Consider the following 18,592-nt stretch of genomic DNA (forward strand, 5'->3'; position numbering starts at 1 on the left):
TTTCTTGCCTGCCTTGTAGTGCTGTGTTTGCGGACTGCGCCGACAACAAAATGCGCAGTGCCTCTTCACCCCTGCGCCGCTTTCGCCCACAATCGCCGCACATTGTAGCAGGATGCACGTCATGACCACCCTACCCGCCCCCAGCGCCGATGCGCTGGCCATCAGCCAGGCGCTGTGCGCCCACATCCGCAAAGTCATTAGCAATGCCGGTGGCTGGATTCCGTTTTCACGTTATATGGAACTGGCGCTATATGCGCCGGGCATGGGCTATTACTCGGCCGGCAGCCACAAGCTGGGCAGCGCCGGTGACTTTACCACCGCGCCGGAAATGTCGGCCTACTTCGGCCGCACCCTGGCCCGGCAGATTGCCGAGCTGCTGCCGCAAACTGCCGGCACGGTGTATGAATTCGGTGCCGGCACCGGCAAGCTGGCCATTGATATCCTCAGCGAACTGCAAGCGCTGGACTGCCTACCGCAACGCTACGTCATCATTGACCTGTCAGCCGACCTGATTGCCCGCCAGCAGGATGCCATCCGCCGTACGCTGCCGCAGTTGGCGGAGCGGGTGGAATGGCTCAGCCAGTTGCCGGCAGAAATGGACGGCGTGGTGATAGGCAATGAAGTGCTGGATGCCATGCCCTGCGAGCTGCTGCACTGGACACCGGAACCACTGCAGCGCGGCGTGGCGCTGGATGGCGACAACTTTGTCTGGCAGGACCGCCCCATCCAGGACCCGGCCTTGCAACAGCAGGCTGCGGCGCTGAACATTCACCAAGCCGGCTATATCAGCGAACTGAGCCTGAGCAACACCGCCTTCATTCACACCCTGGCGCGCCATCTGGTGCGCGGTGCCATCCTGCTGGTGGATTACGGCTATCCGGCGGGCGAGTTCTATCATCCGCAACGCCATATGGGCACCCTGATCGGCCATTACCGTCATCACACGGTGGATGACCCCTTCTTCCTGCCCGGCCTGATGGACCTCACCTGCCACGTGGACTTCACCGCCATTGCCCAGTCCGGCATCGACGCCGGGCTGGACCTGATCGGCTACACCACCCAGGCGCAATTCCTGATCAATGCCGGCATCACCCAGCTATTGGGCGAACTGGATGCTGACGACAGTGCCAGCTACCTGCCGGTGGTGGCCATGGTGCAAAAGCTGCTGTCCATGCAGGAGATGGGCGAACTGTTCAAGGTGATCGGCTTTGGCCGTGGTGTGAGCATCGACTGGCAGGGTTTTGTACAAGGTGACCGCTGCCACACCTTGTAAGCCGGACTGCAGGTGATTTGTCTGCATTTGTGGTTGACAGCCTAAAAAACGCTGCGTATAGTTCGCGTCTCGGTGCAAGCGCATCGAGAAACGTGGCGAATTAGCTCAGTCGGTTAGAGCGACGGAATCATAATCCGCAGGTCCGGGGTTCGAGTCCCTGATTCGCCACCACAGTTTGCGAAGTTTGACTTGTCAGGCTTCACGGCGAATTAGCTCAGTCGGTTAGAGCGACGGAATCATAATCCGCAGGTCCGGGGTTCGAGTCCCTGATTCGCCACCAGTTTCAGCAAAAGGCCAACTCTCACGAGTTGGCTTTTTTGTTTTTCCAGCTTGCCAAAACCAAACCAAGCCACTGCATGGCGGCGCGCATCTGCAACAGATCGCAGGGCTTCCGGCAAAAAATCTTGCATATTTGATCAAACATCTGCATTAATACCCTCCAGCCATGCCCATGCACAACATGCCGACATGGACAACGGGCACACCAAAAGCCGTTCCAGCAGACAAATAACGACAAGAAACAGGGCAATCGAGCGAAAAAATCGCCGTCCCTACACCAAGACAGACTTCCCCCTACAAAAAAACACAGATCAAATATTATCCGCCATTTTGCAATGCGGGTATCGGGAACGGCTGCCTGGCGCAGCCGGTTGCTAACGAGCATGCAACAGGGAAGTGCATCATGCAGATCAAATCCAGGCTCACCATGCTGGCCATCGTCACCACGACAGGCTTGTGCATGCTGGGAGGCGTCATGGGCTATACCCAGTTCAGTCTGGGAAAATTCATTCAACGCCTGGTGGTGGGGGATCTGCCCAGCGTACAGACCCTGCAGCGTTTCCAGACCGATGCGCTGAAAATGACCGTGGATGCCCTGCTGCTGGGTGCCACCGACAATGCCAATGAATTGCAGCGGCTGCCCAAGCTCATCAGCGACGAAGAGCAGGATGCCCGCGCGGCACTGAAAACCTACCGGACCCAGGCGCTAGGCAGCGAAGACCAGCGACTGCTGGCACAGGACCAGACCCGGCTGGACGACTACGCCCGCGTGCTCAAGCCCTATCTGGAAGCCACCGAAAACGGCGACATCGTGGCGGCCAAGTCAGCCCTGCGCCAGCTGGTTCCTACGGCCCGGGCAGTGCTGGGAGCGGGTGATGCCCACTTGCATTACAACTACCAGCTGACCCAGCAGGAGGCCGGCCATGCCACCGGCCTGTTGCAGTTTGTGCAATTACTGAGCCTGGCCACCGTCCTGCTCTGTCTGGCCGTGGTGGGTAGCATGAGCTGGTCGCTGACCCGCTCGGTGTCCCGTGCCATCAGCGGCCTGCAGCAAGCCATTACCGGTATTGCCGACTCACTGGACTTTACCCGTCGTGCCCCGCAGGACAGCGACGACGAACTGGGGGCCACCGCCACCTCATTCAATAGCCTGATTGCGCGGCTGCAATTGAGCCTGGGCGAGCTCACCGGCAATATCCGCCAGTTGACGGCAGCCTCGGCCGCTGTTGTCCGTGCCTCGGGCGAGGTGGCCGGCAGCGCCGCCAGGCAGAGCGACATTTCCGCCAGCGTGGCCAGCACCGTGCAGCAACTGACCGTCAGCATCAATCATGTGGGTAGCCAGGCGGCCACCACCAACGAGCAGGCACTGAGTGCCGGCGAGCTGGCCGGCAGCGGTGGCAAGGTAGTCAGCGCCACCGTAAGCGACATCCGCGACATTGCCGGTACCGTCAGCACGGCCTCCGACAGCGTACGCCTCCTGGGAGAACAGGCGCGTTCCATCGTGTCGGCGGTGTCTGTCATCAAGGACGTGGCCGATCAGACCAATCTGCTGGCGCTGAACGCCGCCATCGAGGCCGCCCGCGCCGGCGAGCAGGGACGCGGCTTCGCCGTGGTGGCCGACGAGGTGCGCAAGCTGGCCGAGCGCACCAGCAGCATGACAAGCGAAATCAACCGCGTGATCACCGCCATCGCCAATAGCAACGAAGAAACCGGCAAGGCCATGGCCGCCACCGTGGCACGGGTGGAAACCGGCATGCAAAGAGCCGATGTCGCGCAGGATGCCATCGAGCGCATTGGCGATACCACCCGCGACCTGGTGGGACTGGTGGGCAATATCGCCGTCTCCATCCGCCAGCAGGCCAGTGCCAGTACCGATATTGCCCTGCAGGTCGACCATATTGCCCGCATGGCGCAAAACGCCAATGACGATGCATCCACGGCCTCGGCTGCCGCCCGAGCACTGGATGACTCAGCCCGTCGCATGCAGGATATCGTGGCGGCCTACCAGCTTTAAACTGCCTGGCAGACTGTCATGTGGTCTGCCTTGGCGCAAATGATGTTGTCCTTGGGCTTTCGGCAAAACGGGGCATGCATTAGATTGAAAGAACAGTCTCTGCTACAGACTGCCTTACCATCTGATGCGAAAGACCACCATGCCTGTCGCTCCCGCTACACCTGCCACCGCTGCTGATGGCAGCATCCGCGTCGACCTGCGCGAAGTCATCCAGGCACTGTCCGATGCGCTGGATCTGGTCGGAATCGACGACGTTGCCCACGGCAAGCGCGTCGGCATCATGGCCTGCCACTGCGCACGCACGCTGGGGCAGGATCGCCAGCAGGCGGGCTTCATGTTTGATCTGGGCCTGCTGCACGATATCGGCGTGTCTTCCACCCGCACCCATCAGCACCTGGTCAACGAATTCGACTGGGCAGGTTCGCAACAGCACTGCATCACCGGAGCCAGGCTGCTGGCCAGTTTTTCACCGCTGGCCGCCATGGCGGAACCGGTGCGCTACCACCATACGCAATGGGAAATACTGCATGCCATGCCTGCAGTCCCCACGCATATCGCCGAGCAGGCCAATCTGATCTATCTGGTAGACCGGGTGGATGCCCTGGCCGCACCCTACTATCAGGGCGGGGAAATACTGGTACATGCCGCTGCCATCCGCCAGCAAATTGAGCAACGCCGGGGTGGGCATTTTGCCCCGCATCTGGTTGACGCGTTTTTGCGTGCCTCGCAAGCAGAGGCATTCTGGCTGCAACTGGAAGCACGCGGCATTGCCGGCGTGCTGCAAGACATGCGCGAGTTGCACCAACCCTGCACCGCCAGCACTACCCAGCTCAAACAGCTGGCCACACTGTTTTCCTGCATTGTCGATGCCAAAAGCCCGTTTACCGCCCACCACTCGCTGGGTGTAGCCGGCTTGTCGCGCTGGCTGGCCGAGAAAATGGGCCTGCCCGCTCCGCGCTGTGAGCAACTTGAAATTGCCGCCCTGCTGCACGACCTTGGCAAGCTGCGGGTACCGGATGAAATCCTGGAAAAACCGGCCGGACTGGATGCACGGGAACGCAGCCTGATCAATGCGCACAGCTTCGAAACCTACCAGATCCTGCGCCACATCCACGGTTTCGAGGAGATTGCCTGCTGGGCTGCCTATCACCATGAGGAGCCGGATGGCCACGGCTATCCCTTCCATCTGGGGACTGCCAGCCTGAGCGTGGAAGCACGCATCTTGCGTGTGGCCGACATTTTCCAGGCACTGGCGCAGGACCGTCCGTATCGCACCGGTCTCAGTGCGGCCGAAGTTCTGGCCACCCTGCAAGGCTTTGCCGAGCAACAACGCATAGACCCTGCCATTCTTGCGCTGGCGGCAGGCGATATGGACGGTGCCATGGCAGCAGCCCTGCCAGCGGCTTGCCTGGCTTGAGTCCATTGCCGCGATTGCCAGCGCCGGGACAGGGGCGGATAATCGCCGACCCCGACCATGCGTCGCCCCGACCGGAGAATCAGCAAGATGAGTGAACAGGAAATGCGTCTGTCCAAGCGCATGGTGGAGCTGGGTTTATGCTCGCGCCGCGAGGCCGATGCCTTCATCGAGCAGGGCCGGGTACGGGTGGATGGCCAGGTGGTGCAGCAACTGGGCAGCCGCGTCAGCGCAGACCAGCGCATCGAGCTGGAGGCCCCGCGCATGGTACTGGGTGAACTGAGCATCAGTCTGCTGCTCAACCGTAGCGCAGACAGCCAGCTGCCGTTGGCCAGCCTGATCAGCCCCGCACAGCGATTTGCGCGCGACGGCAGCGAAGTGAACTTCAACCCGCGCCATCTGAAGGCCTTACAACAGGCAGGTGCACTGGATGCGGGCAGTCACGGCCTGCTGGCACTGACGCTGGACAAAAAACTGGCACGCAAACTGGCGGATGCCGAACAGGAATATCTGGTGCAGCTGGACAGCGCTCCCACGGCTGACGCGCTCAAACAGCAGCTGCAGCAGCTGACATGGCCGGGCAAGCCGCCACGTGGCCTGAAAATCAGCCGCCAGAGCGACCGCCAGCTGCGCATGGTGTTATCCGCCGTACAGCCCGGCCAGCCGCTGGCCATCTGCCAAGCACTGGGTCTGCAGCCACTGGGTCTGCGCTGCATCCGCATCGGCAAACTGGGTATCGGCGAGCTTCCTGTCGGGCAGTGGCGCTATCTGTTGCCGATGGAATCGTTCTAGGCCAGATCGCTTCCCAGACCGGCCAGCAGCGCCTGCCGCACCGCTCCCAGCTCAGCCTCCAGCCTCAAACCATCCTGCCAGGGCTGGCGGCGATGTCCCACCTCATCATCCAGGCGGTAATCCACACCGCCAGCATCCATGCCCAGCAAGCAGACGCCATCCGGTACGTGTGCCTGAGCCAGCCAGTCGGCCTCCTGCTGCAGTGACAGGCAGACTCCTGCCAGCTCTGCCGCCTCCAGCCAGCCCATGCGCCCCACCCCACCGATATAGCGCAGGCGGATGGGCTGCAGCCGGAAGAACATGAAATCCAGTTGCAGCAGTTGTTCAGCCGCTGGCTGATAGCGCAAAAACCGCTGGCGCAAGAGTGCATCCGGCTCAAAACGCACAGCATCCGCCAGCAAGGTCAACCTTGCCGCAGCCTGCACGTCACTGGCACCGGCCTCCAGCACTGACAGGCTGCAACGCCCGTCAGCCAGCAGATTGCGGGTGTGTTCGGCCAGGGCGCTGATCAGCAGCAGCGGACGCTGCTGTTCATCCAGCACATAGGGCAATACCGTGGCATAGGGGTAACCGGGCAACTGCTGCGAATGGGTGGCCAGCGTGGCGTGATGCTGGGCATGCAAGAGTTGCAGGGCGGCGGCAGGGGCGATTTTCACAGGCAAGACTCCCATCGGGGCGGATCGATCCAGCCGCTGATTTTACCCCCGGCATCCGATGCGGGGCCAAGCACGGCAACCATGGTTTGCGCTGGCGCAAGCTCAGTCGGGACCGACCGGCTGACGGACACCGCTGACAAAGGCGCGTAGCTGATCTGCCGGCATGGGCCGGGCAAACCAGTAGCCCTGCATGATGCGGCAGCCCATTTGCTGCAGACAATCACTCTGCGCCTGGGTTTCCACGCCTTCGGCCACGACGTCCATGCCCATGTCGCGCGCCATGGACAAGGTGGCGCGCACCACGGCTTCATCGTCGGTATTACCAGGCAGTGTGCGGACAAAGCCACGGTCTATCTTGAGGCGGCTGATCGGGAAACGCCGCAAGCGCGACAGGGATGAGTAACCGGTACCAAAATCATCCAGCGCAAAACGGCAGCCCAGTGCCACCAGCCCGTTGAAGGCCTGCAGGTGGTGATCGTCTTCCTTCATCAGCGCACCTTCGGTCAGCTCCAGTTCCAGCGCACCCTTCATCAGGCCATGGCGCTGCAGCAGCCCTTTCACGTAAGGCTGCAGATCACTACGCTCCAGCTGGATGGGCGACAGATTCACCGATACCGGCAGCTGCATGCCAGCATCACTCCAGCGTGCCTGCTCGGCGCAGGCTTCAGCCAGCACCCAGCGCCCCAGCTCGACAATCAGTCCGCTGCGCTCGGCCAGCGGGATGAACTCGCCCGGCAACATCAGGCCACGCTGCGGATGCTGCCAGCGCACCAGTGCCTCGCAGCCTACGCATGTGCCGCTGGCGGCATCAACCTGTGGCTGGTAGTGCAGCACCAGTTGAGCTGGATCGTCCTGCAAGGCGCGCCGCAGATCACGCTCCAGCGTCAGGCGCTCCATTGCCAGCACATTCATTTCCGGCGAGTAGTAGCGCAGGGTATCGCGCCCGGCCTCCTTGGCGGCATACATGGCCATGTCGGCATGGCGCAGCAAGGTGTCCGGGTCCTGTCCGTCCTGCGGGAACAGCGCCACCCCGATGCTGACGGTACAGCGTAGTTCATGCGCTTCCACCAGTACGCCCTGATCAAACAGGGCCTGCAATTGCTCGCCCAGACTATCTAGCTGGTGCTGCTGGGTATAGGGCAACAGAATCACGAATTCATCACCGCCCAGCCGTGCCAGGGTGGCATCCGGCGGCAGCGGTTGCTGCAAACGACGGGCAATGCTGACCAGCAGCTGATCCCCCACCGGATGTCCCAGACTGTCATTGACGGTCTTGAATTCATCCATATCCAGAAACAGAACCGCCAGTTGCTGCTGTTGCCCGGTAGCACCAGCCATGGCATTACGCGCCATGTTCAGCCAGCAAGGCCGGTTGGGCAGGCCGGTTAAGCTGTCGTGCAAGGCCAGATAAGTCACATTGGCCTCGGCCTTGCGCGTTGCATCCAGCTGAGTTTGCAATTGCTGGTTGGCATCGGCCAGCTCGGCGGTGCGCTGTTGCACCTCGCCTTCCATACGCCGGGTATAGCCGGTGACAATCAAGAGGAAACCGCCAAACAAGCCGGTCAGGGCCAAGCCGATCACAAAGGCTACCCACTCCAGCCAGCTGCGCAGACCATCCAGATAGTCGTCACTGGCACGCAGGCGCAAGGCCCAGTTGCGTCCGGCAAAAGCAAACAGGCTTTCGATATGCGGGCGCTGGCCGAACCAGCCGCTCTTGCCGCAGTTTTGCGGGCCGGACAGCCGGTGGAAACCTGGCAGGCCATCACGGTCGATCAGGCAGACTTCGATATCGTGGCGCACACCGTGTTGCAAGGTGACATTGACGATGTCATCCATGCGGAACAGGCTGGAAATCACTCCACGCAGCACTTGGTGCTGTTGCGTATCACTTGGCCCGTACACTGCCTGATAAAGGGCGATGGCCTTTTGCTGGCCAACTTCCTGTACCAGACGGATGGCCGGGCTGGCTTCGGATTGCCCGCTTTGCATGCTGCGGCGTATGGTGCCAGCCAGCACGGGGGAAGACAGGATATCCAGCCCCAGCGCTCGCTGATTGGGCTGCACCGGCTCGTTGAAGCGAATGGGCAGATAGGACGGGTGTTGTGGCGATGGCTGCGTATGGCCGTCGCCATCGCGCGCCTTGACCGGGCTGCCACCCAGCACTTCGCGCTCGAAGCCGGCACGGTCTGCATCGCTGACCAGCGGACTCCAGCCCAGGCTTTGTGTTCCCGGCAGGCGGGCCAGCCAGGAGCCGGTCAGTTCGCGCCATTGATCTGCAGATGTCGCCGGGCTACGCGACTGCAACTGCTGCAGAGCCAGCATCACATCCAGCTGCATGTCCAGCCGCTTGCGCAGCGCCTGTTCGATCTGGTTGGCATCGCGATTGAACTGGCTCTGCACACGCAGGGCTTCCCAGTGGTGAATCAGTACGCTCAGGCTGCCCATGGTCAGCGCGGTCATCAGCATCGGCCACAGCAGCGCCCGGCTGCGCGCGCGCCACTCGCTGCGCGGACGGCCAAACCAGGCCAGCATCAACGGCAACATGATGAGGCAGCCAAAGGTATCGCCCAGCCACCAGTTCCATACATTGAACAGAGTGTCGCTCTGTGTCAGCACACCCAGGGCCACCAGCAGCGGTACGCTGAGACCGCTACTCACCAGGCAGGACAGCGGGATCAACAGCAGCATCAGCCGGATAACGCTGTATGGACTATCCAGCCGGTTGGGCCAGCCTATCCAGCGGGTAACCAGCCAGCGTCCGGTGAGGGCCTGCAAGGTAGCGGCGGAGGGAACCACCAGCAAGGCAAGAAAACCCGTGCCCTGCACGCCGGATTGCCAGCTGGCTACCAGTTGCACCAGCAAGGATCCAAGCAGGACACCGGGCCATAGACGCCGGCCCCACAACAGCAAGGACATCAGGGCAATACCGGCTGCCGGAAACACCGGTGCGGTATAGCCAGGCGGAATGGCACTGTAGAGCGACGGAATGCCGATCAGGGCATACGCCACAGCCAGCCGCATGATGACGGGAAGTCGAACGGACACTAGACACCTTGCAGTAATAAATGACAGCTTGCTGACATTATCATGATGTACCGGGAGCGTCACTCACCATGCTCAACATCTTGATGCAGCGTATGACAATTGGGAAACAGGCGAGGTAAGGAACGGTAAAATCCTGCTACTCCGCCAGCCGGTAGCCGTGCATCCTGGCCGGCAGAAGGCGACATGCTAACGACGGGTAATGCCTGCTGGAATGGCCAGATCAGCCGGGCTTGGCTGCGGACTGTGCAGCAAGGAAAAAATCTGCTGCAGGCACTGCTCCGCCATGCGCTGGCCATCCTGCACAATGGCGTCGATCGGGATGGGCAGACAGTCGAGCAAAGGGTGATCGTCAAAGGTCATCAGACAGGATGGTGCCTCGCGCAGGTGGTGAGTCTGGCTCATGAAAGACAGCACCCCCTCCAGCAGGGTAATCGAAGCGGTAAACAACGCCTGCGGATAACGCCCTTCGCGCGCATGCCACTGCTGCATCATGGCAAAGCCGGAGGCTCGCTGGAAATCACGTTCAGCTATCCACTCCTTGCGCGGCGTGATGCCGTACTGCAGCAGGGCCTGCCGATAGCCCGCCAGCCGGTCGCGACTGGGCGACAGCGTGGGCTGGCCGCCAAAGTACACCACTTCGCGCACGCCCTGCGTGAGCTTGCTGCCGATCAGCCTGGCCACGGTGTCGGTGGCATCGGTCACCACCGAAGGAATGCCACTGCCATCAATGCGGCGATCGACAAACACCAGCGGCAGACGGCTGGTCCACTGCTGGTACAGTGTGGCATCACTGCTGCATGGCACCACGGCCATGCCATCCACCTGCCGCGCCACCAGATGCGCCATGCCTTCGGCCTCGCGCTGCGGGTCTTCATCGCTGGTTACCAGCACCAGCTGGTAATCCCGCTCGCGGCACAGGTTTTCCATGGCCTGCGCCAGCGCGGCATGGGCGGAGTTGGTCAGGTCGGGAATCACCAGCCCTATGCTGTTGCTGCGTTTGCTGCGCAGCGAACGTGCCGACTGGGAAGGATTGAAATGATGCTCGCGCGCCACCTTTTCCACCCGTTCCACCGTGGCTGGCGAAATGCGATAACGCTCGGCATGGCCATTGAGCACCATGCTGGCCGTGGTACGGGATACGCCGGCCAGGCTGGCAATGTCATCGATGGTGAGGCGCTTGTAGGCAGTCACGCAAGACTTTCTGTAAGGGATTAACACAGACAGCAACAACCCCCGGGGCCTTGTCAGCAGCGGGGGTTGGCTGGCTTGTAGCGATTGTATTACAAGCCGGCGGCTAGCAATAACATTGGTGCGATTGCACAGGACCCGGCAAAGCCGGGCCTCTCCATTCACAGATTGATTCCGCAGCCTTCCTGTCTATTCCCAATCCCCCCGCCCTTGCCTTGCTGATTTAAGAAGGGAGCCTCGCTTTCCCGAAGGAAAGCGAGATGGGTTTTCAACAATCCGTGGTCAGAGGAAAAAAACCTGTGCCAGGCATGGCTTCCCGCTTATTGCTTGATCAGGTTCAGCGGTACCGGAATGAACTTGTCCACGCTCTGGCCCGCTGCCAGTTTCTTGGCGGTCTGGATGCCGTACTGGCCGATCAGCTCAGGCTGTTGCTGCACGGTGGCGGCCAGGGTACCGGCCTTCACCGCGGCAACCGCGTCGGCGGTGGCATCAAAGCCCACTACCACCACGTTTTTCAGGCCGGCAGCCTGAATGGCCTTGAGCGCGCCCAGCGCCATTTCGTCGTTGTGGGCAAACACGCCCTGGATGTCCTTGTTGCCCTGGATGATGTTTTCCATCACCGACAGGCCCTTGGCGCGGTCAAAATCAGCCGGTTGCTTGGCCAGTAGTTTCACTTCGGCCTTGCCATCCACCACCTTGTGAAAGCCTTCGCCACGCTCACGCGCAGCAGAAGAACCGGCAATGCCTTCCAGCTCGACCACGCGGCCCTTGCCACCCAGCTTTTCCAACAGGAACTCACCGGCCATCTTGCCGCCCGCCACGTTGTCCGAGGCAATGTGGGCGCTAACTTCGGCACCGTTCACGCTACGATCCAGCGACACCACCTTGATGCCCTTGCCGGTAGCTTCCTTCACCACATTGGCCACGGCAGAGGAGTCGGTCGGGTTGATCAGGATAACGCTGACCTTCTTCTGGATCAGGTCTTCCACACTGGCCTGCTGCTTGGCCGGGTCGTCCTGGGCATCCACGGTAATCAGCGTGACGCCGTCTTTCTTGGCTTCGTCTTCTGCGCCCTTGCGCAGCGACACGAAGAAGGGGTTGTTCAGGGTGGATACCGCCAGACCGACGGTCAGCTTGCCATCGGCGGCAGCGGCAGGCGCACTGGCAGCTGCCGGCGCGGCGCTGTCCGGACCTTGCTTGGAGCAGGCGGCAATGCCGAACACCAACATGCTGGCCAGCAGCGGATGAAGAATGCGATTCATGGTGAGTCTCCCTGATATTGACTACGTTGCGTTAAACAGCCCTGGACAGGACTTTTGTTGATTGAAAACCCGGGTTTACTTTTTGCCGCTGCGGTCGATCAGCACCGCCAGCAAGATGACCACACCCTTGATCACCTGCTGGTAGAAGGACGATACGCCCAACAGGTTAAGGCCATTGTTCAGCACGCCAATCAGCAGCGCGCCCATCAGCGTGCCGAAAATCCAGCCACGGCCACCGGTCAGGCTGGTACCACCCAGCACCACGGCGGCGATGGCATCCAGCTCGTAGCCGCTGCCAGCGGTAGGCTGAGCCGAGTTCAGCCGCGAGGTGAGCACCACCCCGGCCATGGCCGACATGGCACCGGAAACGGTATAGACCCACAGCTTGATCTGATCCACCTTCACGCCGGACAGACGGGCGGCTTCCTCATTGCCACCGGTGGCGTACACATGGCGGCCGAACACGGTTTTCTTCAGCAGGAAGGCAAACAGGCCGAACATGATCAGCATCCACACCACCGGAATCGGCACCAGCCCGGCCACATAACCGCCGCCCAGCATGGAGAACAGGTCGCTGTTGAAACCGGTGATCGGGCTGCCGCCGGACACCACCAGTGCGAGGCCACGCAGAATGGTCATCGAGGCCAGGGTGGCGATGAACGGTGCCACCTTGCCCTTGCTCACCACCAGGCCATTGAACAAACCCATCAGCCCGCCGCCGATCACCCCCAGCAGGGTGGCCAGCAAGGGCGACACCCCAGCCTGGATCAGCGTGGCAATGCCTACCGAGGACAGCGCCAGGATGGAACCCACCGACAGGTCGATGCCGCCCAGCAGGATCACCAGCGTCATGCCAAAGGCAATCAGCGCATTGATGGACACCTGCCGCATCACGTTCAGCAGGTTGGCCACGGTCAGAAAGTCCGGGCTGAGTACGGCCAGCCCCACCGACACCAGCACCAGGGCGATGAAGGGTCCCAGCTTCTGCAGGGTGGCTTTTTGTTTTGGAGTCATTATTTGTTCCCTTGCTCTTGTTCAGGCGGCATGCGCCGTACCGGTGGCCGCAGCCATGATGCTTTCCTGGGTGGCCTCGGCGGCCTCGAACAGGCCGGTCTGGCGGCCCTCGTGTATCACCAGGATGCGGTTGCTCATGGCCATGACTTCCGGCAATTCCGACGACACCATCACGATGGCCACACCCGCGGCAGCCAGTTGGTTGATGATGTGATAAATCTCGGCCTTGCCACCCACGTCCACCCCACGGGTAGGTTCGTCCAGCAGCAATACCTTGGGCGGCTGGGCCAGCCATTTGGCAAACACCACTTTTTGCTGATTGCCGCCAGACAGCGATTTCACTTCCAGCTCGGCGTCGCGGGTACGAATGCGCAATTGCTCGATCAAGCCGGCCACCGCCTGTTGCTCGGCCGCATCCGACACCACGCCCAGCCGGGCGTACTGCGGCAGATGCACCAGGGTGGCGTTTTCCCGCAACGACATGCCCAGCACCAGGCCCTGGCTCTTGCGGTCTTCCGTCACAAAGGCGAGGCCAGCGGCAATGGCCGCGCCCGGGCTGTGCAGGCTGACCGCTTCACCATCCAGCAATACCGACCCAGCGGTACGGCGGTTCAGGCCAAACAGGGTCTTGAGGATTTCACTGCGCCCCGCGCCCATCAGCCCGGCCACGCCCAGCACTTCACCAGCCCGTACAGCAAAGCTGATGTCGCGTACATGATGCTCGTCAGCCAGTCCGTCCACCTGCAGGCGTACAGCCCCCGGCTGCACCGTGCGCTTGGGGAAGCGGTCGCCGATTTCGCGGCCCACCATCATGTGCACCACTTCATCGAAATCAGTGCTGGCAATCACCCGCTCACCGACAAAGCGGCCATCGCGCAGCACGCTGATCTTGTCGCAGATGCGGAAGATTTCTTCCATGCGGTGCGAGACATAAACGATGGCGACGCCACGCGCTTTCAGCGCCTGCATCAGGCCGAACAGGGTGTCGATCTCGCGTTCGGTCAATGCGGCGGTGGGTTCGTCCATGATCAGCAGGCGCGCATCCATGGCCAGTGCCTTGGCAATTTCCACCATCTGCTGCTGACCGATGGACAGGCTGCCGGCTTCGGCTTCCGGGTCTATGCCACTGGCGCCCAGCGCCGCCAGCTGGGCCTTGGCCTCGCGCCGCATGCGGGCGCTGTCGATCACGCCGAAGCGCGACGGCTCGCGGCCAAGAAACAGGTTTTCCATCACCGACAGTTGCGGAATCAGGTTCAGCTCCTGATGGATGATGGCAATGCCACAGGCTTCGGCCTGACGGGTGGAGCGGATGTCCACCGCCTTGCCGTCTATCACGATGCTGCCGGCATCGCTGCGATATACCCCGCTGAGAATCTTCATCAGCGTGGACTTGCCGGCGCCGTTCTCTCCCATCAGCGCATGGATTTCGCCACCGGCAATGGCAAAGTCGACTTCTTCCAGCACCCGCACCGGGCCGAATGCCTTGCTGATGCCCTGCATGACAACATTCATGGTCAGGTCCTCAGAAAATCACGCCGGAGTGCAGGATCACATTGGCGTACGGCGTACATTCACCGGTACGGATGATCGCCCTTGCCTGCTGGCAGCGCTGCTTGAATTGTTCATGGCTGACAAAATCCAGCGCCACGCCTTGCTGTGCCAACCCTGCCGCCAGTTCAACCACGGCTGGATTATGACTGCGACACTCATCGGCAAATACCGCGCGCTCACATTGGAAATCAGCCAGCACGGTTTCCAGCACGCGGGCAAAGCCGGGTTCGCCCAGCGCCAGCGCCAGGTCGATGCACTCCACACCAGGCGGAATCGGCAGGCCGCAATCCGCAATCACCAGACTGTCGGTATGACCCATGCCGGCCAGCACGCGGGCGATGTCGCGGTTCAGATGTCCCAGCTTTTTCATGCTTTTTGTTCCAGAAATTGTTGCAGGGCTGCCAGCGTGGGCATGCCGCTTTGTGCGCCCTGCCTGGTTACCGACAGTGCGGCGGCGGCATTGGCGCGGCGCACCGCCTCGGCCAGGCCCAGCGGCCAGAACGTAGCCAGCGCACCATTGAAGGTATCACCGGCACCGGTGCTATCTACGGCCTCAACCGGAAAGCCGGCCACCTGCTGCAACTGGCCTTGGGCATCTACATAGCTGGCACCCTGGCTACCCTGGGTCATCACGATGCCTGCCGGACGGCTGGCCAGCAGTTGTTGCCATGGCTGCTGGCTACCCAGCGCCACCGCCAGCTCGTATTCATTGGGCGTCAACAGGGAAACCTGCTGCAGCAAGCCTGCTGGCAAGGCCTGGGCCGGGGCCGGATTCAGAATGAAAGGCTTGCCGTGGCGGGCTGCCAGCATGGCGGCATGCTCAACGGTAGCCAGTGGTACTTCCAGCTGGGCCAGCACGACATCGGCCGCGGCAAAGGCCGCTTCGGCAGCATCCAGTTGCGCCGGCGATACCGCATTATTGGCACCAGACACCACCATGATGGCATTGTCTCCGCCGGCCAGCGTGATGCTGGCCATGCCGGTGGCTTCTTCCACCTGCCGCACCCAGCGGGTATCCACGCCTTCGGCTTGCAGGCCAGCCAGCAGCTCGGTACCAAAGGCATCCTTGCCGACACAGGCAATCAGGCTGACCTCTGCGCCCAGCCGGGCAGCAGCCACCGCCTGATTGGCACCCTTGCCGCCCGGATAGGTGGCAAAGCGGCGACCAAACAGGGTTTCACCCTGACGCGGGAAGCTGTCAGCCTCCACCACCAGATCCATATTGATGCTACCGATCAGCAAAACTCGGCTCATGTCCTGTCTTTCTTCAGGCAGCCTACCGCACCAGCACCTACTCCGGTGCCGAGCATAAGCGGCGGCGAGCTGCTGTTGATCAAACGCTAAAACGTACTCAGCAATGCGGTGAACTTATAGCAGAGCCTACAGTCAGGTGGAAGCGCAAAACGCAAAAATTGTAAGTTTTCAACTACATGGCAGCAAAAAAAAACCACACCCTGGTGCAGGATGAGGCTGATTTCCCGGTAATTGCCACCAGCAAGGCACCAGCCCGGTGCCATGACAGCCCAGCTTGTAGTTGCAACGCACAAATTCGCTCAGCCAGGCCAGGCAATGTTTCAGCTGATTTGGCTGGCGCAGCGCAACATAATCGCCGCGACCGCAAACGGGATGACAAGTCCCCTGCGTCGGCGCGTCGGCTGTGCTAAACTCCAGCCAACACATTCATTTGATTATGAAAACACTCATTACCGCCCTCCTGCTCTGTCTGCTTTCGCTGCCAGCCATGGCCGTGAACAGACTGCTGCCTGCCAATATCATGGCCGGTACGCTGTCCAGCGTAGATAACAATGTCGTCACCTTCGTGAAAAGCGAAAGCTCCCTGCTTTCTTCGCTGCTTGCCACGGTGCTTCCCACCGGGCAAAGCTATACCACCGCGCCGGGGCTGCGCATCTACGATGCCAACAATCTGTTCCTGCTAACCGGCCAGCTATCCACGCTGGTGGGCAAACCGGTAGGCATCACGCTGGACCTGCAAGGCAACATCAACCGTATCTGGGTGCTGAGTGACGATGAAATTGCGCTGCTGCAGCAGCGCCAGCAGTAAGGCCTCCCACCCGATGAACCCGCTGGAATCCCTGTTGCAATGAAGAAGGTATACATCAAGACCTTCGGCTGCCAGATGAACGAATACGACTCCGACAAGATGGTCGACGTTCTGGGCGATGCCGAAGGCATGATCAAGACAGACAATCCGGAAGAAGCCGACGTCATCCTGTTCAACACCTGTAGCGTGCGCGAAAAGGCGCAGGAAAAAGTGTTTTCCGACCTGGGCCGCATTCGCCCGCTAAAAGAAGCCCGCCCCGACCTGATCATCGGCGTTGGCGGCTGTGTGGCCAGTCAGGAAGGCGACACCATCGTCAAGCGCGCGCCTTATGTGGATGTGGTGTTTGGCCCGCAAACCCTGCACCGCCTGCCGGAGATGATCCGCGCCCGCCAGCACAGCGGCGCGGCACAGGTAGATATTTCCTTCCCGGAAATCGAAAAATTCGACCACATTCCGCCAGCCAAGGTGGATGGGGCTGCCGCCTTCGTGTCCATCATGGAAGGCTGCTCCAAGTACTGCTCCTTCTGCGTGGTGCCCTATACCCGTGGCGAGGAAGTTTCCCGCCCGTTTGAAGACGTACTGACCGAAATTGCCGGGCTCACCCAGCAAGGGGTGAAGGAAATCACCCTGCTGGGGCAAAACGTCAACGCCTACCGTGGCTTGATGGCCGATGGCGAAATTGCCGACTTTGCCCTGCTGCTGGAATACGTGCACGAAATCCCCGGCGTGGAGCGCCTGCGCTTCACCACCAGCCACCCGCGCGAGTTCACCCAGCGCATCATCGATTGCTACGGCAAGCTGCCCAAGCTGGTATCGCACCTGCACCTGCCGGTGCAAAGCGGTGCTGATCGTATTCTCACCGCGATGAAGCGCGGTTATACCGCGCTGGAATACAAGTCCATCATCCGCAAGCTGCGCGTGCTGCGACCGGACCTGTGCCTGTCGTCCGACTTCATCGTCGGCTTCCCCGGCGAAACCGACGCGGACTTCGCGCAAACGCTGAAGCTGGTGCAGGATCTGGCATTCGACTTCAGCTATGTGTTCATCTACAGCGCACGCCCCGGCACACCAGCAGCCAACCTCACCGACGACACCCCGCATACGGAAAAAGTGCGCCGGCTGGAAGCGCTGAACGAAGTCATCGAGGCGCGCGGCTTTGCCATCAACCAAAGCATGGTTGGCAGCGTGCAACGCGTGCTGGTGGAAAACATCTCCAAGAAAGACCCGAACATGCTGGCCGCGCGTACCGCCAATAACCGGGTGGTGAATTTTGTCGGCCACCCGCGTCTGCTCAAGCAGATGGTGGACGTGGTGATTACCGAAGCGCGTCCGCATTCGCTGGCAGGGGAAATCCTGCTGCACGAAACCCTGTAAGCCACCAAGGACAGATCCGTCATGTTCATCGTTTCACTCAGTTATATCGCCCCGCTGGAAGAGATAGACGCCCAGCTGGAACACCATGTGCTGTGGCTGAAGCAATGCTATGCCGACGGGCTGTTTCTGGCTTCAGGCCGCAAGGAGCCACGCACCGGCGGCATCATCCTGGCCACCGGCGAACGCCAGCGACTGCAGCAACAGCTGGCGCAGGACCCGTTTGCCGTGGCCGGGCTGGCGCGTTACGACATCACCGAATTTCATCCCAGCATGACAGCCGCCGGCCTGGAAGCGCTGCAGGACAGCCCGACAGCATGAGCGATAGCGCCGTTACGCCAGTCCCTCGTCCGCTTGGCCGCCATGCCCGCAAGGTGGCACTGTTCAGCCTGATCGCCCTGCCTGTGCTGTTGCTGCTCAGCCTGCTGGTCGGCCAGCCCGGCAGCAATGGCAACTGGGGTAGCCGCTCACTCTTGCTGCTGACCGGCCCGGCGGCGCTGATTCCCACCGCCCTAGTTTATGCCGGCCTGCTGTGGCTGCTGGACAAACTGCCCTCTGCCGGCTTGCGCAACGGGCTGTTCATGCTGCTGACACTGCTGGCCTGCGTCTTGCTTGTACTGGAAGCCAGCTTCTGGTTTGCCCTGCTGTTCAGCCACTGACATCTTGCCCTG

The 18,592-nt window shown here is 61.3% G+C and carries 17 protein-coding genes and 2 tRNA genes; 10 read left to right on the forward strand and 9 right to left on the reverse strand.

The genetic code is table 11. The features are described 5' to 3' along the window. The first annotated feature begins 121 nt into the window (after positions 1-121). The 3 genes from GSR16_RS18110 to GSR16_RS18120 all read left to right on the forward strand — a co-directional run bounded on the left by GSR16_RS18110 (position 122) and on the right by GSR16_RS18120 (position 1,553). On the forward strand, positions 122-1,273 hold the full coding sequence (locus GSR16_RS18110; protein ID WP_159879848.1) for a class I SAM-dependent methyltransferase: 1,152 nt from the start codon (positions 122-124) through the stop codon (positions 1,271-1,273). Positions 1,274-1,367: 94 nt separating this feature from the next. Continuing rightward, a tRNA-Met gene (locus tag GSR16_RS18115) sits at positions 1,368-1,444 on the forward strand. A 32-nt stretch (positions 1,445-1,476) separates the two neighbouring features. Beyond that, a tRNA-Met gene (locus GSR16_RS18120) sits at positions 1,477-1,553 on the forward strand. Between the two features lie 21 nt (positions 1,554-1,574). Here GSR16_RS18120 and GSR16_RS21380 read toward each other — a convergent pair. Then, the gene (locus tag GSR16_RS21380) at positions 1,575-1,703 is read right to left on the reverse strand and encodes a hypothetical protein (protein ID WP_276608559.1); all 129 of its coding nucleotides are present in this window, start codon (positions 1,701-1,703) and stop codon (positions 1,575-1,577) included. A 252-nt stretch (positions 1,704-1,955) separates the two neighbouring features. Here GSR16_RS21380 and GSR16_RS18125 point away from each other — a divergent pair, with 252 nt between their 5' ends. From GSR16_RS18125 to GSR16_RS18135, 3 genes are all read left to right on the forward strand, one after another. Further along, positions 1,956-3,566 carry a methyl-accepting chemotaxis protein gene (locus tag GSR16_RS18125; RefSeq protein ID WP_159879850.1) on the forward strand — a complete coding sequence of 537 codons (1,611 nt, stop codon included), beginning with the start codon at positions 1,956-1,958 and terminating at the stop codon, positions 3,564-3,566. A gap of 139 nt (positions 3,567-3,705) precedes the next feature. Then, entirely contained in the window at positions 3,706-4,983 is a 1,278-nt protein-coding gene (locus tag GSR16_RS18130) for an HD-GYP domain-containing protein (RefSeq protein WP_159879852.1), read from the forward strand. Between the two features lie 87 nt (positions 4,984-5,070). Then, complete coding sequence (locus GSR16_RS18135) at positions 5,071-5,772, forward strand: S4 domain-containing protein (RefSeq protein ID WP_159879854.1); 702 nt, start codon at positions 5,071-5,073, stop codon at positions 5,770-5,772. Here the strand turns inward: GSR16_RS18135 and GSR16_RS18140 are convergent. The 8 genes from GSR16_RS18140 to rbsK all read right to left on the reverse strand — a co-directional run bounded on the left by GSR16_RS18140 (position 5,769) and on the right by rbsK (position 15,742). Continuing rightward, positions 5,769-6,428: a HugZ family pyridoxamine 5'-phosphate oxidase gene (locus tag GSR16_RS18140; protein WP_159879856.1), complete on the reverse strand. Its 660-nt coding sequence runs from the start codon at positions 6,426-6,428 to the stop codon at positions 5,769-5,771. The genes GSR16_RS18135 and GSR16_RS18140 overlap by 4 nt on opposite strands. Positions 6,429-6,530: 102 nt before the next feature. Next, a complete protein-coding gene (locus tag GSR16_RS18145) occupies positions 6,531-9,473 on the reverse strand; it encodes a bifunctional diguanylate cyclase/phosphodiesterase (protein ID WP_159879858.1) in 2,943 nt (980 codons plus the stop codon). A gap of 186 nt (positions 9,474-9,659) precedes the next feature. Next, the gene (locus GSR16_RS18150) at positions 9,660-10,664 is read right to left on the reverse strand and encodes a LacI family DNA-binding transcriptional regulator (protein ID WP_159879860.1); all 1,005 of its coding nucleotides are present in this window, start codon (positions 10,662-10,664) and stop codon (positions 9,660-9,662) included. 317 nt (positions 10,665-10,981) lie between these two features. After that, positions 10,982-11,923 carry a ribose ABC transporter substrate-binding protein RbsB gene (gene rbsB / locus GSR16_RS18155; RefSeq protein WP_159879862.1) on the reverse strand — a complete coding sequence of 314 codons (942 nt, stop codon included), beginning with the start codon at positions 11,921-11,923 and terminating at the stop codon, positions 10,982-10,984. A 75-nt stretch (positions 11,924-11,998) separates the two neighbouring features. Beyond that, positions 11,999-12,937, reverse strand: a complete 939-nt coding sequence (locus GSR16_RS18160) for an ABC transporter permease (protein WP_159879864.1) — start codon at positions 12,935-12,937, stop codon at positions 11,999-12,001. 21 nt (positions 12,938-12,958) lie between these two features. Continuing rightward, positions 12,959-14,449, reverse strand: a complete 1,491-nt coding sequence (locus tag GSR16_RS18165; RefSeq protein ID WP_159879866.1) for a sugar ABC transporter ATP-binding protein — start codon at positions 14,447-14,449, stop codon at positions 12,959-12,961. Between the two features lie 10 nt (positions 14,450-14,459). Next, positions 14,460-14,858: a D-ribose pyranase gene (gene rbsD / locus GSR16_RS18170; RefSeq protein WP_159879868.1), complete on the reverse strand. Its 399-nt coding sequence runs from the start codon at positions 14,856-14,858 to the stop codon at positions 14,460-14,462. Continuing rightward, positions 14,855-15,742, reverse strand: a complete 888-nt coding sequence (rbsK, locus tag GSR16_RS18175) for a ribokinase (protein WP_159879870.1) — start codon at positions 15,740-15,742, stop codon at positions 14,855-14,857. Before rbsK ends, rbsD begins: the two co-directional genes overlap by 4 nt. A 487-nt stretch (positions 15,743-16,229) precedes the next feature. Between rbsK and GSR16_RS18180 the strand changes: the two genes are divergently transcribed. The 4 genes from GSR16_RS18180 to GSR16_RS18195 are packed head-to-tail and all read left to right on the forward strand — an operon-like array spanning position 16,230 to position 18,580. Further along, positions 16,230-16,550, forward strand: a complete 321-nt coding sequence (locus GSR16_RS18180; RefSeq protein ID WP_159879872.1) for a hypothetical protein — start codon at positions 16,230-16,232, stop codon at positions 16,548-16,550. A 39-nt stretch (positions 16,551-16,589) separates the two neighbouring features. Next, positions 16,590-17,924 (forward strand): tRNA (N6-isopentenyl adenosine(37)-C2)-methylthiotransferase MiaB, encoded by a 1,335-nt coding sequence (gene miaB, locus GSR16_RS18185; RefSeq protein ID WP_159879874.1) that lies wholly within the window; start codon positions 16,590-16,592, stop codon positions 17,922-17,924. A 21-nt stretch (positions 17,925-17,945) separates the two neighbouring features. Next, the gene (locus GSR16_RS18190) at positions 17,946-18,242 is read left to right on the forward strand and encodes a YciI family protein (RefSeq protein ID WP_159879876.1); all 297 of its coding nucleotides are present in this window, start codon (positions 17,946-17,948) and stop codon (positions 18,240-18,242) included. Then, on the forward strand, positions 18,239-18,580 hold the full coding sequence (locus GSR16_RS18195; RefSeq protein ID WP_159879878.1) for a hypothetical protein: 342 nt from the start codon (positions 18,239-18,241) through the stop codon (positions 18,578-18,580). Before GSR16_RS18190 ends, GSR16_RS18195 begins: the two co-directional genes overlap by 4 nt. Positions 18,581-18,592: the final 12 nt, after the last annotated feature.

The sequence above is a fragment of the Aquitalea denitrificans genome, from assembly GCF_009856625.1.
Classification (GTDB): Bacteria; Pseudomonadota; Gammaproteobacteria; order Burkholderiales; family Chromobacteriaceae; genus Aquitalea; species Aquitalea denitrificans.

Excerpts from the sequence above, each read along its gene's own strand:
- GSR16_RS18110 (WP_159879848.1), top strand. The coding sequence starts at position 122 with ATGACCACCCTACCCGCCCCCAGCGCCGATGCGCTGGCCATCAGCCAG.
- GSR16_RS21380 (WP_276608559.1), bottom strand. The coding sequence starts at position 1,703 with ATGCAGATGTTTGATCAAATATGCAAGATTTTTTGCCGGAAGCCCTGC.
- GSR16_RS18125 (WP_159879850.1), top strand. The coding sequence starts at position 1,956 with ATGCAGATCAAATCCAGGCTCACCATGCTGGCCATCGTCACCACGACA.
- GSR16_RS18130 (WP_159879852.1), top strand. The coding sequence starts at position 3,706 with ATGCCTGTCGCTCCCGCTACACCTGCCACCGCTGCTGATGGCAGCATC.
- GSR16_RS18135 (WP_159879854.1), top strand. The coding sequence starts at position 5,071 with ATGAGTGAACAGGAAATGCGTCTGTCCAAGCGCATGGTGGAGCTGGGT.
- rbsB (WP_159879862.1), bottom strand. The coding sequence starts at position 11,923 with ATGAATCGCATTCTTCATCCGCTGCTGGCCAGCATGTTGGTGTTCGGC.
- GSR16_RS18160 (WP_159879864.1), bottom strand. The coding sequence starts at position 12,937 with ATGACTCCAAAACAAAAAGCCACCCTGCAGAAGCTGGGACCCTTCATC.
- GSR16_RS18165 (WP_159879866.1), bottom strand. The coding sequence starts at position 14,449 with ATGAATGTTGTCATGCAGGGCATCAGCAAGGCATTCGGCCCGGTGCGG.
- rbsD (WP_159879868.1), bottom strand. The coding sequence starts at position 14,858 with ATGAAAAAGCTGGGACATCTGAACCGCGACATCGCCCGCGTGCTGGCC.
- rbsK (WP_159879870.1), bottom strand. The coding sequence starts at position 15,742 with ATGAGCCGAGTTTTGCTGATCGGTAGCATCAATATGGATCTGGTGGTG.
- GSR16_RS18180 (WP_159879872.1), top strand. The coding sequence starts at position 16,230 with ATGGCCGTGAACAGACTGCTGCCTGCCAATATCATGGCCGGTACGCTG.
- miaB (WP_159879874.1), top strand. The coding sequence starts at position 16,590 with ATGAAGAAGGTATACATCAAGACCTTCGGCTGCCAGATGAACGAATAC.
- GSR16_RS18190 (WP_159879876.1), top strand. The coding sequence starts at position 17,946 with ATGTTCATCGTTTCACTCAGTTATATCGCCCCGCTGGAAGAGATAGAC.
- GSR16_RS18195 (WP_159879878.1), top strand. The coding sequence starts at position 18,239 with ATGAGCGATAGCGCCGTTACGCCAGTCCCTCGTCCGCTTGGCCGCCAT.